Source organism: Vibrio pomeroyi, from assembly GCA_041879425.1.
Lineage (GTDB): Bacteria > Pseudomonadota > Gammaproteobacteria > Enterobacterales > Vibrionaceae > Vibrio > Vibrio pomeroyi_A.
The window spans coordinates 3574454-3587732 of record CP090854.1 but is presented as its reverse complement, the minus strand read 5'-3'; the positions used below and the strand labels follow the sequence as shown (position 1 = coordinate 3587732).

12 protein-coding genes are annotated in these 13279 nt (G+C 46.4%); 2 read left to right on the top strand and 10 right to left on the bottom strand.

The window, feature by feature from the left end; all coding sequences use genetic code 11:
• The 4 genes from ilvD to ilvG are packed head-to-tail and all read right to left on the bottom strand — an operon-like array spanning nucleotide 1 to nucleotide 4788.
• Nucleotides 1–1842 carry a dihydroxy-acid dehydratase gene (ilvD, locus tag L0992_15975; protein XGB67138.1) on the bottom strand — a complete coding sequence of 614 codons (1842 nt, stop codon included), beginning with the start codon at nucleotides 1840–1842 and terminating at the stop codon, nucleotides 1–3.
• Between the two features lie 32 nt (nucleotides 1843–1874).
• A complete protein-coding gene (locus L0992_15970; protein ID XGB67137.1) occupies nucleotides 1875–2843 on the bottom strand; it encodes a branched-chain amino acid transaminase in 969 nt (322 codons plus the stop codon).
• Nucleotides 2844–2855: 12 nt separating this feature from the next.
• Entirely contained in the window at nucleotides 2856–3140 is a 285-nt protein-coding gene (ilvM, locus tag L0992_15965; GenBank protein ID XGB67136.1) for an acetolactate synthase 2 small subunit, read from the bottom strand.
• Between the two features lies 1 nt (nucleotide 3141).
• Nucleotides 3142–4788, bottom strand: coding sequence for an acetolactate synthase 2 catalytic subunit (gene ilvG / locus L0992_15960; GenBank protein ID XGB67135.1), 1647 nt, complete (start codon nucleotides 4786–4788; stop codon nucleotides 3142–3144).
• A 472-nt stretch (nucleotides 4789–5260) separates the two neighbouring features.
• On the opposite strand from ilvG, the gene L0992_15955 reads away from it, so the two are divergent.
• Complete coding sequence (locus L0992_15955; GenBank protein ID XGB67134.1) at nucleotides 5261–6784, top strand: YifB family Mg chelatase-like AAA ATPase; 1524 nt, start codon at nucleotides 5261–5263, stop codon at nucleotides 6782–6784.
• A 73-nt stretch (nucleotides 6785–6857) separates the two neighbouring features.
• On the opposite strand, the gene L0992_15950 is transcribed toward L0992_15955, so the two are convergent.
• From L0992_15950 to L0992_15925, 6 genes are all read right to left on the bottom strand, one after another.
• Nucleotides 6858–7811 (bottom strand): DUF2860 domain-containing protein, encoded by a 954-nt coding sequence (locus tag L0992_15950; GenBank protein ID XGB67133.1) that lies wholly within the window; start codon nucleotides 7809–7811, stop codon nucleotides 6858–6860.
• A 236-nt stretch (nucleotides 7812–8047) separates the two neighbouring features.
• The gene (locus L0992_15945) at nucleotides 8048–8647 is read right to left on the bottom strand and encodes a thiol:disulfide interchange protein DsbA/DsbL (protein ID XGB67132.1); all 600 of its coding nucleotides are present in this window, start codon (nucleotides 8645–8647) and stop codon (nucleotides 8048–8050) included.
• Nucleotides 8648–8702: 55 nt separating this feature from the next.
• Nucleotides 8703–9689, bottom strand: a complete 987-nt coding sequence (locus L0992_15940) for a serine/threonine protein kinase (GenBank protein ID XGB68746.1) — start codon at nucleotides 9687–9689, stop codon at nucleotides 8703–8705.
• Between the two features lie 70 nt (nucleotides 9690–9759).
• Nucleotides 9760–11178 carry a cytochrome c oxidase accessory protein CcoG gene (ccoG, locus tag L0992_15935; GenBank protein XGB67131.1) on the bottom strand — a complete coding sequence of 473 codons (1419 nt, stop codon included), beginning with the start codon at nucleotides 11176–11178 and terminating at the stop codon, nucleotides 9760–9762.
• 326 nt (nucleotides 11179–11504) lie between these two features.
• Nucleotides 11505–11768: a YihD family protein gene (locus tag L0992_15930; protein XGB67130.1), complete on the bottom strand. Its 264-nt coding sequence runs from the start codon at nucleotides 11766–11768 to the stop codon at nucleotides 11505–11507.
• A gap of 131 nt (nucleotides 11769–11899) precedes the next feature.
• A complete protein-coding gene (locus tag L0992_15925) occupies nucleotides 11900–12067 on the bottom strand; it encodes a hypothetical protein (protein XGB67129.1) in 168 nt (55 codons plus the stop codon).
• Nucleotides 12068–12350: 283 nt separating this feature from the next.
• On the opposite strand from L0992_15925, the gene L0992_15920 reads away from it, so the two are divergent.
• Complete coding sequence (locus tag L0992_15920; protein XGB67128.1) at nucleotides 12351–13142, top strand: sporulation protein; 792 nt, start codon at nucleotides 12351–12353, stop codon at nucleotides 13140–13142.
• Nucleotides 13143–13279: the final 137 nt, after the last annotated feature.

Here is a 13279-nt window from a genome sequence, read left to right as displayed (position 1 = left end):
TTAGCCCTCAAGCTTAGACTTATCACGCACGGCGCCTTTGTCGGCACTGGTTGCCATGCTTGCGTAAGCTTTCAGTGCGAAAGACACTTCACGCTGACGGTTTTCTGGTTTCCAGCCTAGTGCGTCTTGCTTAACACGACGTTCTTCAAGCTCGGCTTCAGGCACATCAAGTGTGATTGAGCGGCTAGGGATGTCGATAGTTATGATGTCGCCAGTGTTTACTAGACCAATCACACCGCCACTTGCTGCTTCTGGAGAAGCGTGACCGATAGACAGACCCGAAGTACCACCCGAGAAACGACCATCTGTTAGCAGTGCACATGACTTGCCTAGGCCCATCGATTTTAGATAAGTAGTTGGGTAAAGCATCTCTTGCATGCCCGGGCCACCTTTAGGACCTTCGTAACGAATAACAACCACTTCGCCCGATTTCACTTTGCCGCCTAAGATGCCATCAACGGCACTGTCTTGGCTTTCAAATACGATAGCTGGGCCTTGGAATTTCAGGTTCTCTTCATCAACACCTGCCGTCTTAACGATACAGCCATCAACGGCGATGTTACCCGAAAGTACTGCTAGACCACCTTCTTGGCTGAATGCGTTCTCTTTGGTACGGATACAACCTTCTTTACGGTCGTCATCAAGACGATCCCAACGGCAGTCTTGCGAGAATGCTTTGGTAGTACGAATACCAGCAGGACCAGCACGGAAGAACTTAAGTACTGCTTCGTCTTCTGTCTGCATGATGTCGTATTGAGCTAGCTGCTCTTGCATGCTTAGACCAAGCACGGTGCGAGTCTGGTTGTTCAGTAGGCCAGCACGGTCTAGTTCACCTAGGATAGCCATTACACCACCAGCTCGGTGAACGTCTTCCATGTGGTATTTAGGTGTTGAAGGTGCAACCTTACATAGGTGTGGAACGCGGCGAGACATCTCGTCGATATCACCCATATCAAAATCAATCTCACCTTCTTGAGCAGAAGCCAATAGGTGAAGAACGGTATTACTAGAACCGCCCATCGCGATATCCAGCGCCATCGCGTTTTCAAATGCTGCGCGGTTTGCGATGTTACGAGGCAGTGCTGATTCGTCATCTTGCTCGTAGTAACGCTTGGTTAGGTCAACGATGCGCTTACCAGCATTGATGAATAGTTCTTCACGGTCAGCGTGCGTTGCTAACATAGAACCGTTACCAGGCTGAGATAGGCCAAGTGCTTCAGTTAGACAGTTCATTGAGTTCGCCGTGAACATGCCTGAACAAGAACCACATGTCGGACATGCAGAACGCTCTACTTGCTCACTTTGCTCATCTGAAATCGTTGGATCGGCACCTTGAATCATTGCATCAACAAGGTCTAGCTTGATGATTTGATCGGAAAGCTTGGTTTTACCCGCTTCCATTGGGCCGCCAGAAACAAAGATCACTGGGATGTTTAGGCGCATTGCAGCCATCATCATTCCCGGAGTGATTTTGTCACAGTTAGAGATACAAACCATTGCATCTGCGCAGTGCGCATTCACCATGTACTCTACTGAGTCTGCGATAAGCTCACGTGATGGCAGTGAGTAGAGCATGCCGCCGTGACCCATTGCGATACCATCATCCACTGCGATGGTGTTGAATTCTTTAGCGATACCGCCCGCTTTCTCGATTTCACCCGCAACCAGTTGACCCATATCTTTAAGGTGAACGTGGCCTGGTACGAATTGAGTGAAAGAGTTTACGACCGCGATGATTGGCTTACCGAAGTCATCATCTTTAACGCCAGTTGCACGCCATAAAGCGCGCGCACCAGCCATGTTGCGTCCGTGGGTAGTTGTTGCTGAACGATAGATTGGCATTGCTTAAATCCTTATAAATACTTGGCTGTTGCTTACTTAGTTGATTGTGTTTGGTTTGCTGAAGCGTGGTTTTCTGGATAAACGTAATCTAACCAGCCCCATTTATCTTCAGTGGTACCATTGAATAAACCAAAGTAAGCCGCTTGAACTTTTTCAGTGATAGGGCCGCGTTTGCCTTCACCTACTGTAATTTTGTCTACGCTGCGAACCGGAACGATTTCCGCTGCTGTGCCTGTCATGAAGACTTCATCGGCAAGGTATAGCGCTTCACGAGCAATGTTCTCTTCACGGATCTCATAACCCATGTCTTTTGCTAGTGTCATGAGCGAATCACGAGTGATGCCCGGCAGAATTGCACTGGTCGCTGGTGGTGTCGATAGCACGCCATTGCGCACTACAAAGATGTTTTCACCTGCACCTTCAGAAAGGTAACCATCAACACTTAGCGCGATACCTTCATCGTAACCATGACGACGCGCTTCACCACCAACTAGCAGTGAAGATAAGTAGTTACCACCCGCTTTAGCAGCGGTTGGGATAGTGTTTGGTGCCGCACGGTTCCAGCTTGAGATCATCGCGTCCACGCCATTCTCTAGTGCTTCTTCACCTAGGTAAGAGCCCCAAGGGAAAGCAGCGATGATCAGCTCCATCTCAGTGTTTTCTGGAGGGCATACACCCAAACCAACGTTCCCGACAAAGCCTAGAGGGCGGATGTACGCTGACTCTAGCTTATTTTGACGTAGCGTTTCGCGAGTCGCTTCCATAATTTCTTCCTCAGTGTAAGGAATTGGGAAGCGGTAGATTTTTGCTGAGTCTTTTAAGCGCTTAGCGTGCTCAGGGTGACGGAAAATAACCGGACCCTTTGGTGTGTTGTAGCAACGAACACCTTCAAACACAGAAGTACCGTAGTGCATTGCGTGAGTCAGGACGTGAACGTTCGCCTCTGCCCAAGGAACCATCTCACCGTTAAACCAAATATAGTCTGCCGTTTTAGCTGTCATGTTTGCGGTTCCTTATGCTTTTATCTTTTGTTGTAAGTTATTGTTTGGCAATTCATTACGACTGATAGAGATAACGTCAACGGTACGCACATCCCACAGCTTTTCGATCTGATTGACCAAGAAAGAGATCGGACGGTCACTGTCAACAATGATCTCAACACTCGCCACTTTGCTTTCGTGGTTTTGAGTGCCCGCGACTTGCTTAACAATAAAGCCACGGTGGCGGATAACACGAAGAACACGCTCTAGTAGTACAGGCTTATCATCGGCTTTGATGTCTAATAGGTATCTTTTCATGTTATGTGTTCTCCAACATCTCACTGTTTGAAGCACCTGGCGGTACTAGTGGCCATACGTTCTCTTCTTCATCGATAAGAACATGAAGTAGGTAAGCGGTTTTGCTCTCTAGCATCTCTTTCAGTGCTGGCTCTACTTCTTCTTTACGCGTGATGGTTTTACCCGGGATATCGAATGCTTTCGCTAGCATCACGAAGTCTGGGTTGTCATCTAGGATGGTTTCACTGTGGCGGCCATCAAAGAACAGTGATTGCCATTGACGAACCATGCCCAAGCGAGAGTTGTTTAGAAGCACCATCTTCACAGGGATCTGGCGGCGTTTCAGTGTGCCAAGCTCTTGCACATTCATCATGAACGAGCCATCACCAGAGATTAGAATCGATTGGTCATCAGGACGCCCAACCGATGCACCCATCGCGGCTGGTAAACCAAAGCCCATGGTGCCCAAACCGGCAGAGGTGATGAAGTTCTGTGGAGCACGAGGTTGAATGTGTTGAGCTGCCCACATTTGGTGTTGGCCAACATCGGTTGAAATAATAGAGCTTGCTGGCATCATGTCTGACAGTTGCTTCAACAGTAGCGGAGCAAAGATCAGATCACCTGGGTGGTCGTAGCGCCATTTGAATGAGCTACGAAGGCCTTCAGAGTGGTGAACCCAAGATGAGATGTCTTGGCTTAGTTCCAATTGAGGCATGATCTTGTTGATGTCACCACGAATTGGCGCATTAGCAAGACGCAATTTGCTGAACTCAGCAGCATCGATATCGATATGGATAACCTTCGCGTGTGGTGCAAAGGTATCAAGCTTACCGGTGACTCGGTCGTCGAAACGAGCGCCAACAACAATCAGCAGGTCACTCTCTTGAACCACTAGGTTAGCGGCTTTAGTGCCGTGCATACCTAGCATGCCAAGGTAGTGTGGGTCGTCACGTTCGATAGTACCCAAGCCTTTCAGTGTACTTACCGCAGGCATTGGATTTAAGCGTAAGAACTCACGAACAGCATCGGTCGCTTTAGCAAGTTGAACACCACCACCTACGTATAAAACAGGACGGGTTGCTTGAGACAAAAAGTACTGTGCCTGTTCAATGGCGTCGGTTGTCGCAACAGGAATAGCTGGTGGAGTAAATTCTGGGAGAGTTTTAACAGGAGCTTCTGCTAGTTGAACATCTTTAGCGATATCGACGATAACTGGACCTGGGCGGCCTGACTTCGCGACTACAAAGGCTTCAGCCAAGGTTGGTGCCAATTCTTCAATGTCGGTAACTAGGTAGCTGTGCTTGGTACATGACAGAGACATACCAATCACATCCATCTCTTGGAATGCATCGGTACCAATGTGGGAACTTGCAACCTGACCTGTGATAGCAACCAATGGAATTGAATCCATAAAGGCATCTGCAAGGCCAGTGACTAGGTTAGTTGCACCTGGTCCTGAGGTTGCCATACAAACAGCGACATCTTGTGTTGCACGAGCCATACCGATCGCGGCCATCGCGGCGCCTTGCTCATGACGACATAGGATATGCTCAACCCCGCCATCATAAAGTGCATCGTAGATTGGCATGATGGCACCACCTGGGTAACCAAATACGGTCTCAATTCCTTGTTGCTTGAGTGCGGATACGACTAGTTCTGCGCCTTTCATCGGAATTCTCCCGTATTACCTGTGTTTTGGTAACTGTTTCCTTTGTCTCTGCACATCGTGTGCTCCCATTCTTCCTGTAAATCGGCAAAGCCGAAAATACTCAAAAATATAAAAATCGATTATTCAAATTAGAAAAAACCCCCGGACTTGTCAGTGCGGGGGTTTTTTCTAATTCGTGGTTACTTTTTTCCCACTCGCCCCCGCGCAGTCTCAATAATGACCACGATAATCAGGTTAATCAGTGCGTAAATGCGAGCGTTAAAGTTCATATAATTCGAGTTTTCTCGTTTATTGTGTTCAGTAAATGTCTACATCTCTAGTGTTATCACACAAATCTGTTGCCTGACAAGGAAAATGTCATTCTTTTTTCACATTAAAACACCATTCCACCAAGCTATATAACAACCTTATCGCTTTGGTGAGCAATGAATATCCAGAGCGAATACTTTTAAATCAAAGACAAAGGAAAGTTATGGGACTCGCGATAATTCATAGCCGAGCAAGTGTGGGTGTAGAGGCGCCAGAAGTGACCGTTGAGGTCCATATAAGCAATGGAATGCCCGGTTTTACGCTGGTGGGTTTGCCTGAAACGACGGTCAAGGAATCCAAAGACAGAGTAAGAAGTGCCATTATCAACTCTCGCTTTGAATTTCCCTCGAAAAGAATCACGGTCAACCTTGCTCCTGCAGATTTACCCAAAGAGGGCGGCCGTTTTGACCTGCCAATCGCACTAGGGATCTTGGTGGCGTCCGATCAGCTACCCACATCAAAAATAGTTCAACATGAATTCATCGGCGAATTGGCACTGTCGGGAGAGCTACGCTCTGTGAAAGGGGTACTGCCCGCAACCCTCGCCGCTGATAACGTCGAACGTTGCTTGGTTGTGCCGCATCACAACGGAGATCAGGCAGCGTTAGTTGGAAAAGGGGCGCATAAGTCAGCACAAACCTTGTTAGAAGTTTGCGCGGACATGTGTGGTCAGGCTCAGCTTGGTTTGTATCGAACAGAGCAACATCAAGTTGATGTGTCGGAGCATCGTGACCTGCAAGATATTATCGGTCAACAGCAAGGTAAGCGAGCGTTGGAAATAGCCGCGGCTGGCAACCATAACTTATTGTTCCTTGGCCCTCCCGGAACGGGTAAGACCATGCTCGCTTCTCGACTACGCGACCTATTACCTGAAATGAGTGATGACGAGGCGATGGAAACTGCTTCGGTGGCTTCGTTAACGCAACAAGAGATCAATCAATACAATTGGAAGCAGAGGCCATTTCGATCGCCTCACCACTCGAGCTCGATGGCGGCACTGGTAGGTGGTGGTTCTGTCCCTCGCCCCGGTGAGATCTCTCTGGCTCATAACGGGTTACTGTTTCTGGATGAGATGCCGGAGTTTGAACGCAAGGTGCTTGATTCATTGCGCGAGCCGCTAGAGTCGGGAGAGATTATTATTTCACGAGTGGCAGGTAAGACTCGTTTCCCTGCGCGCTTTCAGTTGGTCGGTGCATTGAACCCCAGCCCTACTGGTTATTACGAAGGCAATCAAGCACGCGCTAATCCGCAGATTATATTGCGCTATCTCAACCGATTGTCTGGGCCATTGCTTGATAGGTTTGATATGTCCCTAGAGATCCCATTACTCCCTAAAGGGATGTTGGCTGAAGGTGGTGATCGCGGTGAAACCACTCAAGTGGTAAAGCAAAGGGTCAAACAAGCGCGTCAGTTGATGCTGTCTAGGAACCATAAATCGAATGCGTTATTAGGAAGCCGAGAAATTGAGAAATATTGCCCACTTCGACGTGAAGATGCGGAGTTTCTCGAAACCGCGCTGCATCGATTGGGTTTATCGATTCGTGCTTATCATCGAATCATCAAGGTGGCCCGCACCATCGCTGATCTGGATGGCAATGAACAGATAGAGAAAAAGCATTTATCGGAAGCGCTGGGCTATCGAGCTATGGATCGCTTGCTGAAACAGCTCACGGCTCAGGCGGTGTAGTGAGCAAGCGAAAAAAAGCCTGCAATGATGCAGGCTTTGGTTATTCAGTTTGGTTGCTATGAGTTAGCAGTGATTAGAACTTGTAGTTCAAGCCAACCGAAGCGATGTATTGTGATTCATCGTAGAAGGTAATGTTCGATTCACTAGTACCGTAACCGGCAAGAGCAACAAACGACCAGTTTTCCCATTCCATGAACTGATCATATTCATACGCGGCGAATAGATTGATGTTGTCGTCGCTACGCTTCTTGTCGTAGATTGGGTTGCTTGCATCGTAAGATCGTTGGCTGTAGCCCGCTGTTAGTGCGTACTGGTGACGGCCCATACCACCAAACAAACTGACCTCACCACCGAACTGCTCGAATGATTCTGCGTCGCCTTTAGCGTCTGTTGATTGATAAATCAAAGACGGAACCAGCATCATGGTGCGGCTAATCGGTTGACGGTACTGACCTTTCAGGTAGAAGGTATCCGCATCACGCTTTAGTGCGTCCTCAACCAGATCATTTTCTACATCTCTGGTCGCGAAAGCCATATCGACAGAGAACGCAGAGCCAGCAATGCTATCCAGCTTTAGACGGAACGCATTACCGGTTTCATCTGTTTCACTTCGAGCAACACCTACAGCGTAAGGGTTTGCCCAAGTTTCGCCAGACATAATGGTTGGCAGAATTGAAGCATCGATTACCATGCCAGACTCAAGTTGGTATTTGTAACCCACTTCAAGTACCACAGTACCCGTTGCAACGTCATCACGTGCTGTACCTGTGTAAACCTGATGGTTTAATTGCTCGCCGAAGGTGTACGCAACGCTACCTAAAGGAGCTATCAGAAATGAGCTTTCCGAAGAAGCCTTCTGATCATTAGATGAAATAGTGCTGTCAGCATCGGTATTAAAGTTTGAGGTTGAAGAAGTCAAACCGGTGTTGATAGAGATTTCACCACTGAAACCTGCTTCATCAGCAAGCTTGGCAAAAGCAGGTGCTGCGGCAACGCTCAGTGCTAATAACGTATATTTGATTTTCATTCAGAGGCTCCTTGCCCCGGTGAGTGGTAGCAATAAATAGCTGTTAATAAAAGGTTATAGAAAACAACATAATCTAAAGGTTCACTTTATCGCGCACCTTATAAAGGTTTATTAGATAAATGGGAAGTCGAACCGTATTGCGAGCTAAAAGTTATGTGTTTACTGAAGATGATTAAAAAACGTCAGGCATAAAAAAGGAAGCCGAAGCTTCCTTATTATGGTTTTTTGATTGTTTTTTACTTCTTCAGTAGGAAGTTAACCAATTCAAAGTACTCGTCTAGGCTGTTGATGCCTTGTGCTTCTACTAGGTAGCGGTTGTTCACTACTACAGCTGGTACACCTGAAAGGCCGCTGTCTTTAAATGCTTTGTCGAAACGACGAACCATTGAATCTACCGCAAAGCCATTGTATGCCGCATCAAATTTCTTAGCATCAACACCTTCGTCTAGGAAGATTTGACGTAGTTCTGCTTCATCACGTGGTGGCTTGTTCATGTTGTGAATGCGGTTAAACATCACTGGCACCATCTTGTCTTCAACTTTCAGGGCAATCATGGTCGCGTAAGCCTTGCTCATTGGCAGACCCATGTTGCCACCCATGAATGAAACATGGTTTTTCTGTAGCTTAGCGTCAGCAGGTAGCTGTTGTTTTAGCTGCTGGATAATAGGCTCAAAGCTATTACAGTGTGGGCAGTAGAAAGAGAAGAACTCTGTCACTACTGGCTTCTTTGATGCTTCTAGATCGAGAACTTTGTAGTGCTCACCTTCGTTAAATTTCGCAGCGTGAGCTGAAAGGCTCAACATGATCAATGAGAAAAATGCGAATAGCTTTTTCATTTATCCAATCTCCATTATGTTTGAATTTTTATCTAGTTGTATGTTGCGATTGCGGTTACCACTGAGGCATTAACGAAAGTGGTGGCTCTTGCAGGGTAGCAATTTGCTCTTTACAAGCAAGTACTTGTTGCTCCCAATATTTCGGGTCATTAAACCACGGGAAGGCCAAAGGGAACGCCGGATCGTGCCATCGCTTCGCTAACCATGCCATGTAATGCACCATACGTAGACCGCGTAGTGGTTCGATTAGTTTCAGTTGTGAGGTATTAAAATCGCAAAACTCTTGATAACTCTCTAGCAGAATATCGAGTTGCATCAGCTTATCTTGGCGTTCACCGTTGAGCAGCATCCATAGATCTTGTATCGCAGGGCCGTTACGTGCGTCATCAAGATCAACGAACATCGGCCCGTCGCGCCACAGAATATTGCCTGGGTGGCAATCGCCATGTAGGCGGATATTTTCAATATTGCTCGGCCATTGACTCTCTAACTCTTTAATCAGAAGGTCGACGTCATTGAAGAACGCGTTCTCTAGGTGAGTCGGGATAAATTGAGAGTTTTCTAATATCTTACGTGGTTGATACAGATACTCATCTAGGCTGATGGTTGGGCGATGTTGGAAGGTTCTTCCTGCACTCGCTTTGTGAATTCTGCCTAGGAAGCGTCCTACACCTTCTAGTTGGTCTAGGTTATCCACTTCATATTGTCGACCGCCAACGCTTTCGAATAACGCAAACAGGTAGCCTTGATATTCATGCAGGGTTTCACCGTTGACGCGCATTGGAGGAGCGACGGGCATTTCCTGTTCGATCAGTTCAAGTGCGAAGTCGTGTTCTTCTTGAATCTGCTCTTTGTTCCAACGCTGTGGGCGATAAAACTTAACGACGTAGCGTTTACGGTCTTCATCGGTGAATTGATAGACCCGGTTTTCGTAACTGTTGAGAGCGAGAAGCCCAGATTCAGCACGAACCCCAATACTCTCCAGTGCGTACCACATGAAGTCAGGTGTCAGGTTATCAAAGTTAAAGGCTTGCATCGTCATATAATAAAAAAGGCTCATTGCTGAGCCTTTTTCCATTTATTGGGTTATACCGACCGTTGAATGGTTAGTATCAGAGTTTCTTGATAAAGCGGCTTTCTACTTCCATCGTAAACTCTTCATTATCCGAGAGTATAAACTGAATTGTTGAAACAGGTGAGCTCAGTTTTTCAGGGTCAGCACCTAAACTGATAGGTAGGTTCAAAACCTCGCCCGGATCGACAGTGATGGTTTGCTTACCGTACCAGATAGAACCCGGTAGCCCGCTTACATCGAGTTTGTATTCTTGCTCTTGCTGCGTTTTGTTGATCACTTTTAGGGTATAGGTATTTTCAACCAGCCCTTGGTTGTTGACTCTGAACAGTTGGTTTCTGTCACGAAGTACGCTCAGACCCGCAGGATCAACACTCGCGATTTGCACGAAGAACAAGCCCAGCATAAGAACTAAGATCGCCCCATAGCCTAGCAATTTAGGACGCATTACCTTGGTTGAATGTCCTTCAAGCCTGTGTTCAGTGGTGTATTTGATAAGGCCCTTTTCATAACCCATACGCTCCATTGTGTTGTCACAAGCATCAATACACGCACCACAGTTGATACATTCATATTGCAGGCCGTCACGGATATCAATCCCCGTCGGGCACACTTGAACACACAGGTTACAGTCAATACAGTCGCCTAAGCCAAGCTCTTTTGGATCGGCCTTACGAGAACGAGGACCGCGGCTCTCACCACGCTCAGTGTCGTAACCGACGATGAAGGTGTCTTTATCAAACATCGCGGATTGGAAGCGAGCGTAAGGACACATGTGCAGACACACAATCGAGCGCATCCAACCTGCGTTGGCATAGGTACAGCCCGCAAAGAACAGCACCCAGAACACAGGCCAGAATGATGAGTTAAAGGTAAAGAAGCCAACCACTAACTCTTTGATTGGGATGAAGTAGCCAACAAAGGTTAAACCGGTAGCAATGGCAATTGCCCACCACGCAATGTGTTTGAGGGTTTTTCTGACCATTAGATTGGTGGTCAGTTTGCCGGAATCTTGTTTTCTTCGTTTGTTAGCCGCCCCTTCGAGTTTCTCTTCAAACCAGATGTACATGAAGGTCCACACGGTTTGAGGACAAAGGTAACCACACCACACACGGCCTAAAAAGGTGGTGATAAAAAACAGGCCGAATGCGGCAATCATAAATAGGATCGCGAGCAGGGTCAGATCTTGAGGGTAGAGTGTGGTGCCAAAGAAGTTGAACTGTTGGCTACCGATATCTAGCAAGATCGCTTGTCGCTCACCAAATGGAATCCACGGAATAAGTGCAAAAAGTAAAAGTAAGAACCAACCACCGTAGCGGCGCAATTGTTGGAATTTACCTTTGCTTTCTCGAACGTAGATTCGGTTACTTGGGTTAAATCGATCTCCATTACCTTTATGTGTTTTCGGATTAAAGGTTTTAGGAGTCACATCTTTGATATCGATTTTATCCTGACTCATGGACTATCCTTTTTGTGGCTGGTTTGCTCGGTTAAATCGAGCAAGACGACATTACTTTAAAGTGTGGTTTAGAGAACCTGTAGAAATTGAGCTTGATGCGTCAGTTGATATCGCACTTACTCTTATTATTTTAGAAGATTCTTATGGGTGGCGATTATAGCGACAATCTTGTTCTCATTTCTTTAACGCTATCAACCTTTAACAACAAAAGTCATAACAGTTGTGACGAAAAAATAGCGAACAGAAACAAAAAGCGACCGAGTGGTCGCTTTTTAAAATTGAGCATTTTATCTATACGGCAATTACGCTGTTGAGCATTGAGGTAATTATAGGATGCCGCGCGCTTTTAGAATTGCGGTTTTGAAATCATCTTCTTGGTCTTTTTTAAGACCCGGGATCATTTCATCTTTCTCGCTGTTGCGCATTTTTAGGTGATAGATAAGAACATCGTCAGTCAGTTCTTCAAGTTTACCTTCGTAGCCTGCTTCTTTTGATAGCTTGATGATGAACTCTAACAAGTTAAGCTCTTGATCTTTCTGCCACTCAGGCTCCATCATTTCCAGCAGTTCTTCTATGCGGTGACACTTCATACTTTATTCTCCACAAATTTTATAATGATTTGTGGCTAAGGTATCAAATCGGGTGGGGAATACCAATGTGTAAACTCATTTCGAGCAGGGAAATAGGCAAGAAAAAAGCGCAGTAAAAACTGCGCTTTTTGTTAAGCGGCTTTAATTACTTTTGTTGTAGTCGGTGCTAATAAAGCAGTCTTCTCAACTAAAGTCATTGTTGGAGCCAATTTCTTTGCCGTTGGAGCAGCAACAAAGCCACTACGACGACGCATCGCACTACGGTTGGTGTGCGAGAACCTGACAGCTGTTGGGCGCATTCATTTACCTAACGGTCAGGCATATCCATTGCCAATCTAATGGCCTGATTTACCATGAGGTCCGCCTCAATTTCTTGAAGAGTCGCTCGTCTGGCTTTCGCCAATCCGAATAATAAATCAGGATAATGATATGCATGCATATCAAGGCTTAGATTATCACTATCTAACTTATCGATCGACGCCTGAGTGATAAATAGACGATATTAGAGCTAAAATAGTGTGAGCAGTATATTTGAGTTTGAACCTCTTTCAGGCTTAAGATGATGCTTTAAAGGAGGTGCATATGTCGTTCTTAAAGAAAACGTTAGCAAGTTTTGGTATTGGGTCTGCCAAGGTGGATTCTGTATTGCAACAGGAAGTGCTTTATCCAGGGCAAAAGGCGAGCATTATTGTGCATGTGTATGGTGGCGCTCAGCCGCAGGAGATCGACAACATCGATCTCAATCTGTGCTGTCGTTATGTCAAAGAAGTCACCATGAATTCGCAGAGACAAGAGGGCGGTCAAAAACGTCGAATGCACCAGACATACTCGCTGGCCAAATGGAGCCTGCCGTATGCCTTTGTTATTCAGCCGGGTGAAACCCGTGATTTCGAGTGCGAATTTGATGTTCCGTTGAATACCCCAGTGACGATCGGCGATTCAAAAGTATGGCTTGAAACCGGATTAGACATTGCGATGGCGATTGACCCATCGGATAAGGATATTTTAACGGTTCGCCCAGACGCACTTCTCGATGGCATTTTTAATGAACTAGAAGCTCAAGGTCTACGCATTCGCCAAGTTGAGTGCGAAGCGGTAGAGGGCTTTGAACTGCCATTTGTTCAAGAGTTTGAGTTTGTTCCTACCACTGGTCCATATCATGGTCGCTGGCGTGAGCTGGAAGTGGTGGCTCATCGTGATGAAACCGAGCTCAAGTTGTGGTTTGAGATAGATCGCAATCGCGATGGTGCAAAAGGTATGTTGGCGAGCTTATTAGGCATTGGTCAGCTGCAGCGTCAATTGAGTGTGCCATTGGATACGTCACCACAAGATGCAGGCAAGATGGTGCTTGAGTATCTAGATAACGCTTCTTAGTAAGCTCTTTGGTTCTTTAGCTTTAGAGACCTTAGCTTCATCACACAGTTTAGACGTCATCGATGTCATAAAAATTTAAGCTTACACGTGTAAGCTTAATGTGCAATACTAGGCAAATCGAACATTTACTCTAGTAG

What these genes read in the sequence shown, in the direction of transcription:
- ilvD (XGB67138.1), bottom strand. Translation starts at nt 1,842, where the DNA reads ATGCCAATCTATCGTTCAGCAACAACTACCCACGGACGCAACATGGCT.
- L0992_15970 (XGB67137.1), bottom strand. Translation starts at nt 2,843, where the DNA reads ATGACAGCTAAAACGGCAGACTATATTTGGTTTAACGGTGAGATGGTT.
- ilvM (XGB67136.1), bottom strand. Translation starts at nt 3,140, where the DNA reads ATGAAAAGATACCTATTAGACATCAAAGCCGATGATAAGCCTGTACTA.
- ilvG (XGB67135.1), bottom strand. Translation starts at nt 4,788, where the DNA reads ATGAAAGGCGCAGAACTAGTCGTATCCGCACTCAAGCAACAAGGAATT.
- L0992_15955 (XGB67134.1), top strand. Translation starts at nt 5,261, where the DNA reads ATGGGACTCGCGATAATTCATAGCCGAGCAAGTGTGGGTGTAGAGGCG.
- L0992_15950 (XGB67133.1), bottom strand. Translation starts at nt 7,811, where the DNA reads ATGAAAATCAAATATACGTTATTAGCACTGAGCGTTGCCGCAGCACCT.
- L0992_15945 (XGB67132.1), bottom strand. Translation starts at nt 8,647, where the DNA reads ATGAAAAAGCTATTCGCATTTTTCTCATTGATCATGTTGAGCCTTTCA.
- L0992_15940 (XGB68746.1), bottom strand. Translation starts at nt 9,689, where the DNA reads ATGACGATGCAAGCCTTTAACTTTGATAACCTGACACCTGACTTCATG.
- ccoG (XGB67131.1), bottom strand. Translation starts at nt 11,178, where the DNA reads ATGAGTCAGGATAAAATCGATATCAAAGATGTGACTCCTAAAACCTTT.
- L0992_15930 (XGB67130.1), bottom strand. Translation starts at nt 11,768, where the DNA reads ATGAAGTGTCACCGCATAGAAGAACTGCTGGAAATGATGGAGCCTGAG.
- L0992_15925 (XGB67129.1), bottom strand. Translation starts at nt 12,067, where the DNA reads ATGCGCCCAACAGCTGTCAGGTTCTCGCACACCAACCGTAGTGCGATG.
- L0992_15920 (XGB67128.1), top strand. Translation starts at nt 12,351, where the DNA reads ATGTCGTTCTTAAAGAAAACGTTAGCAAGTTTTGGTATTGGGTCTGCC.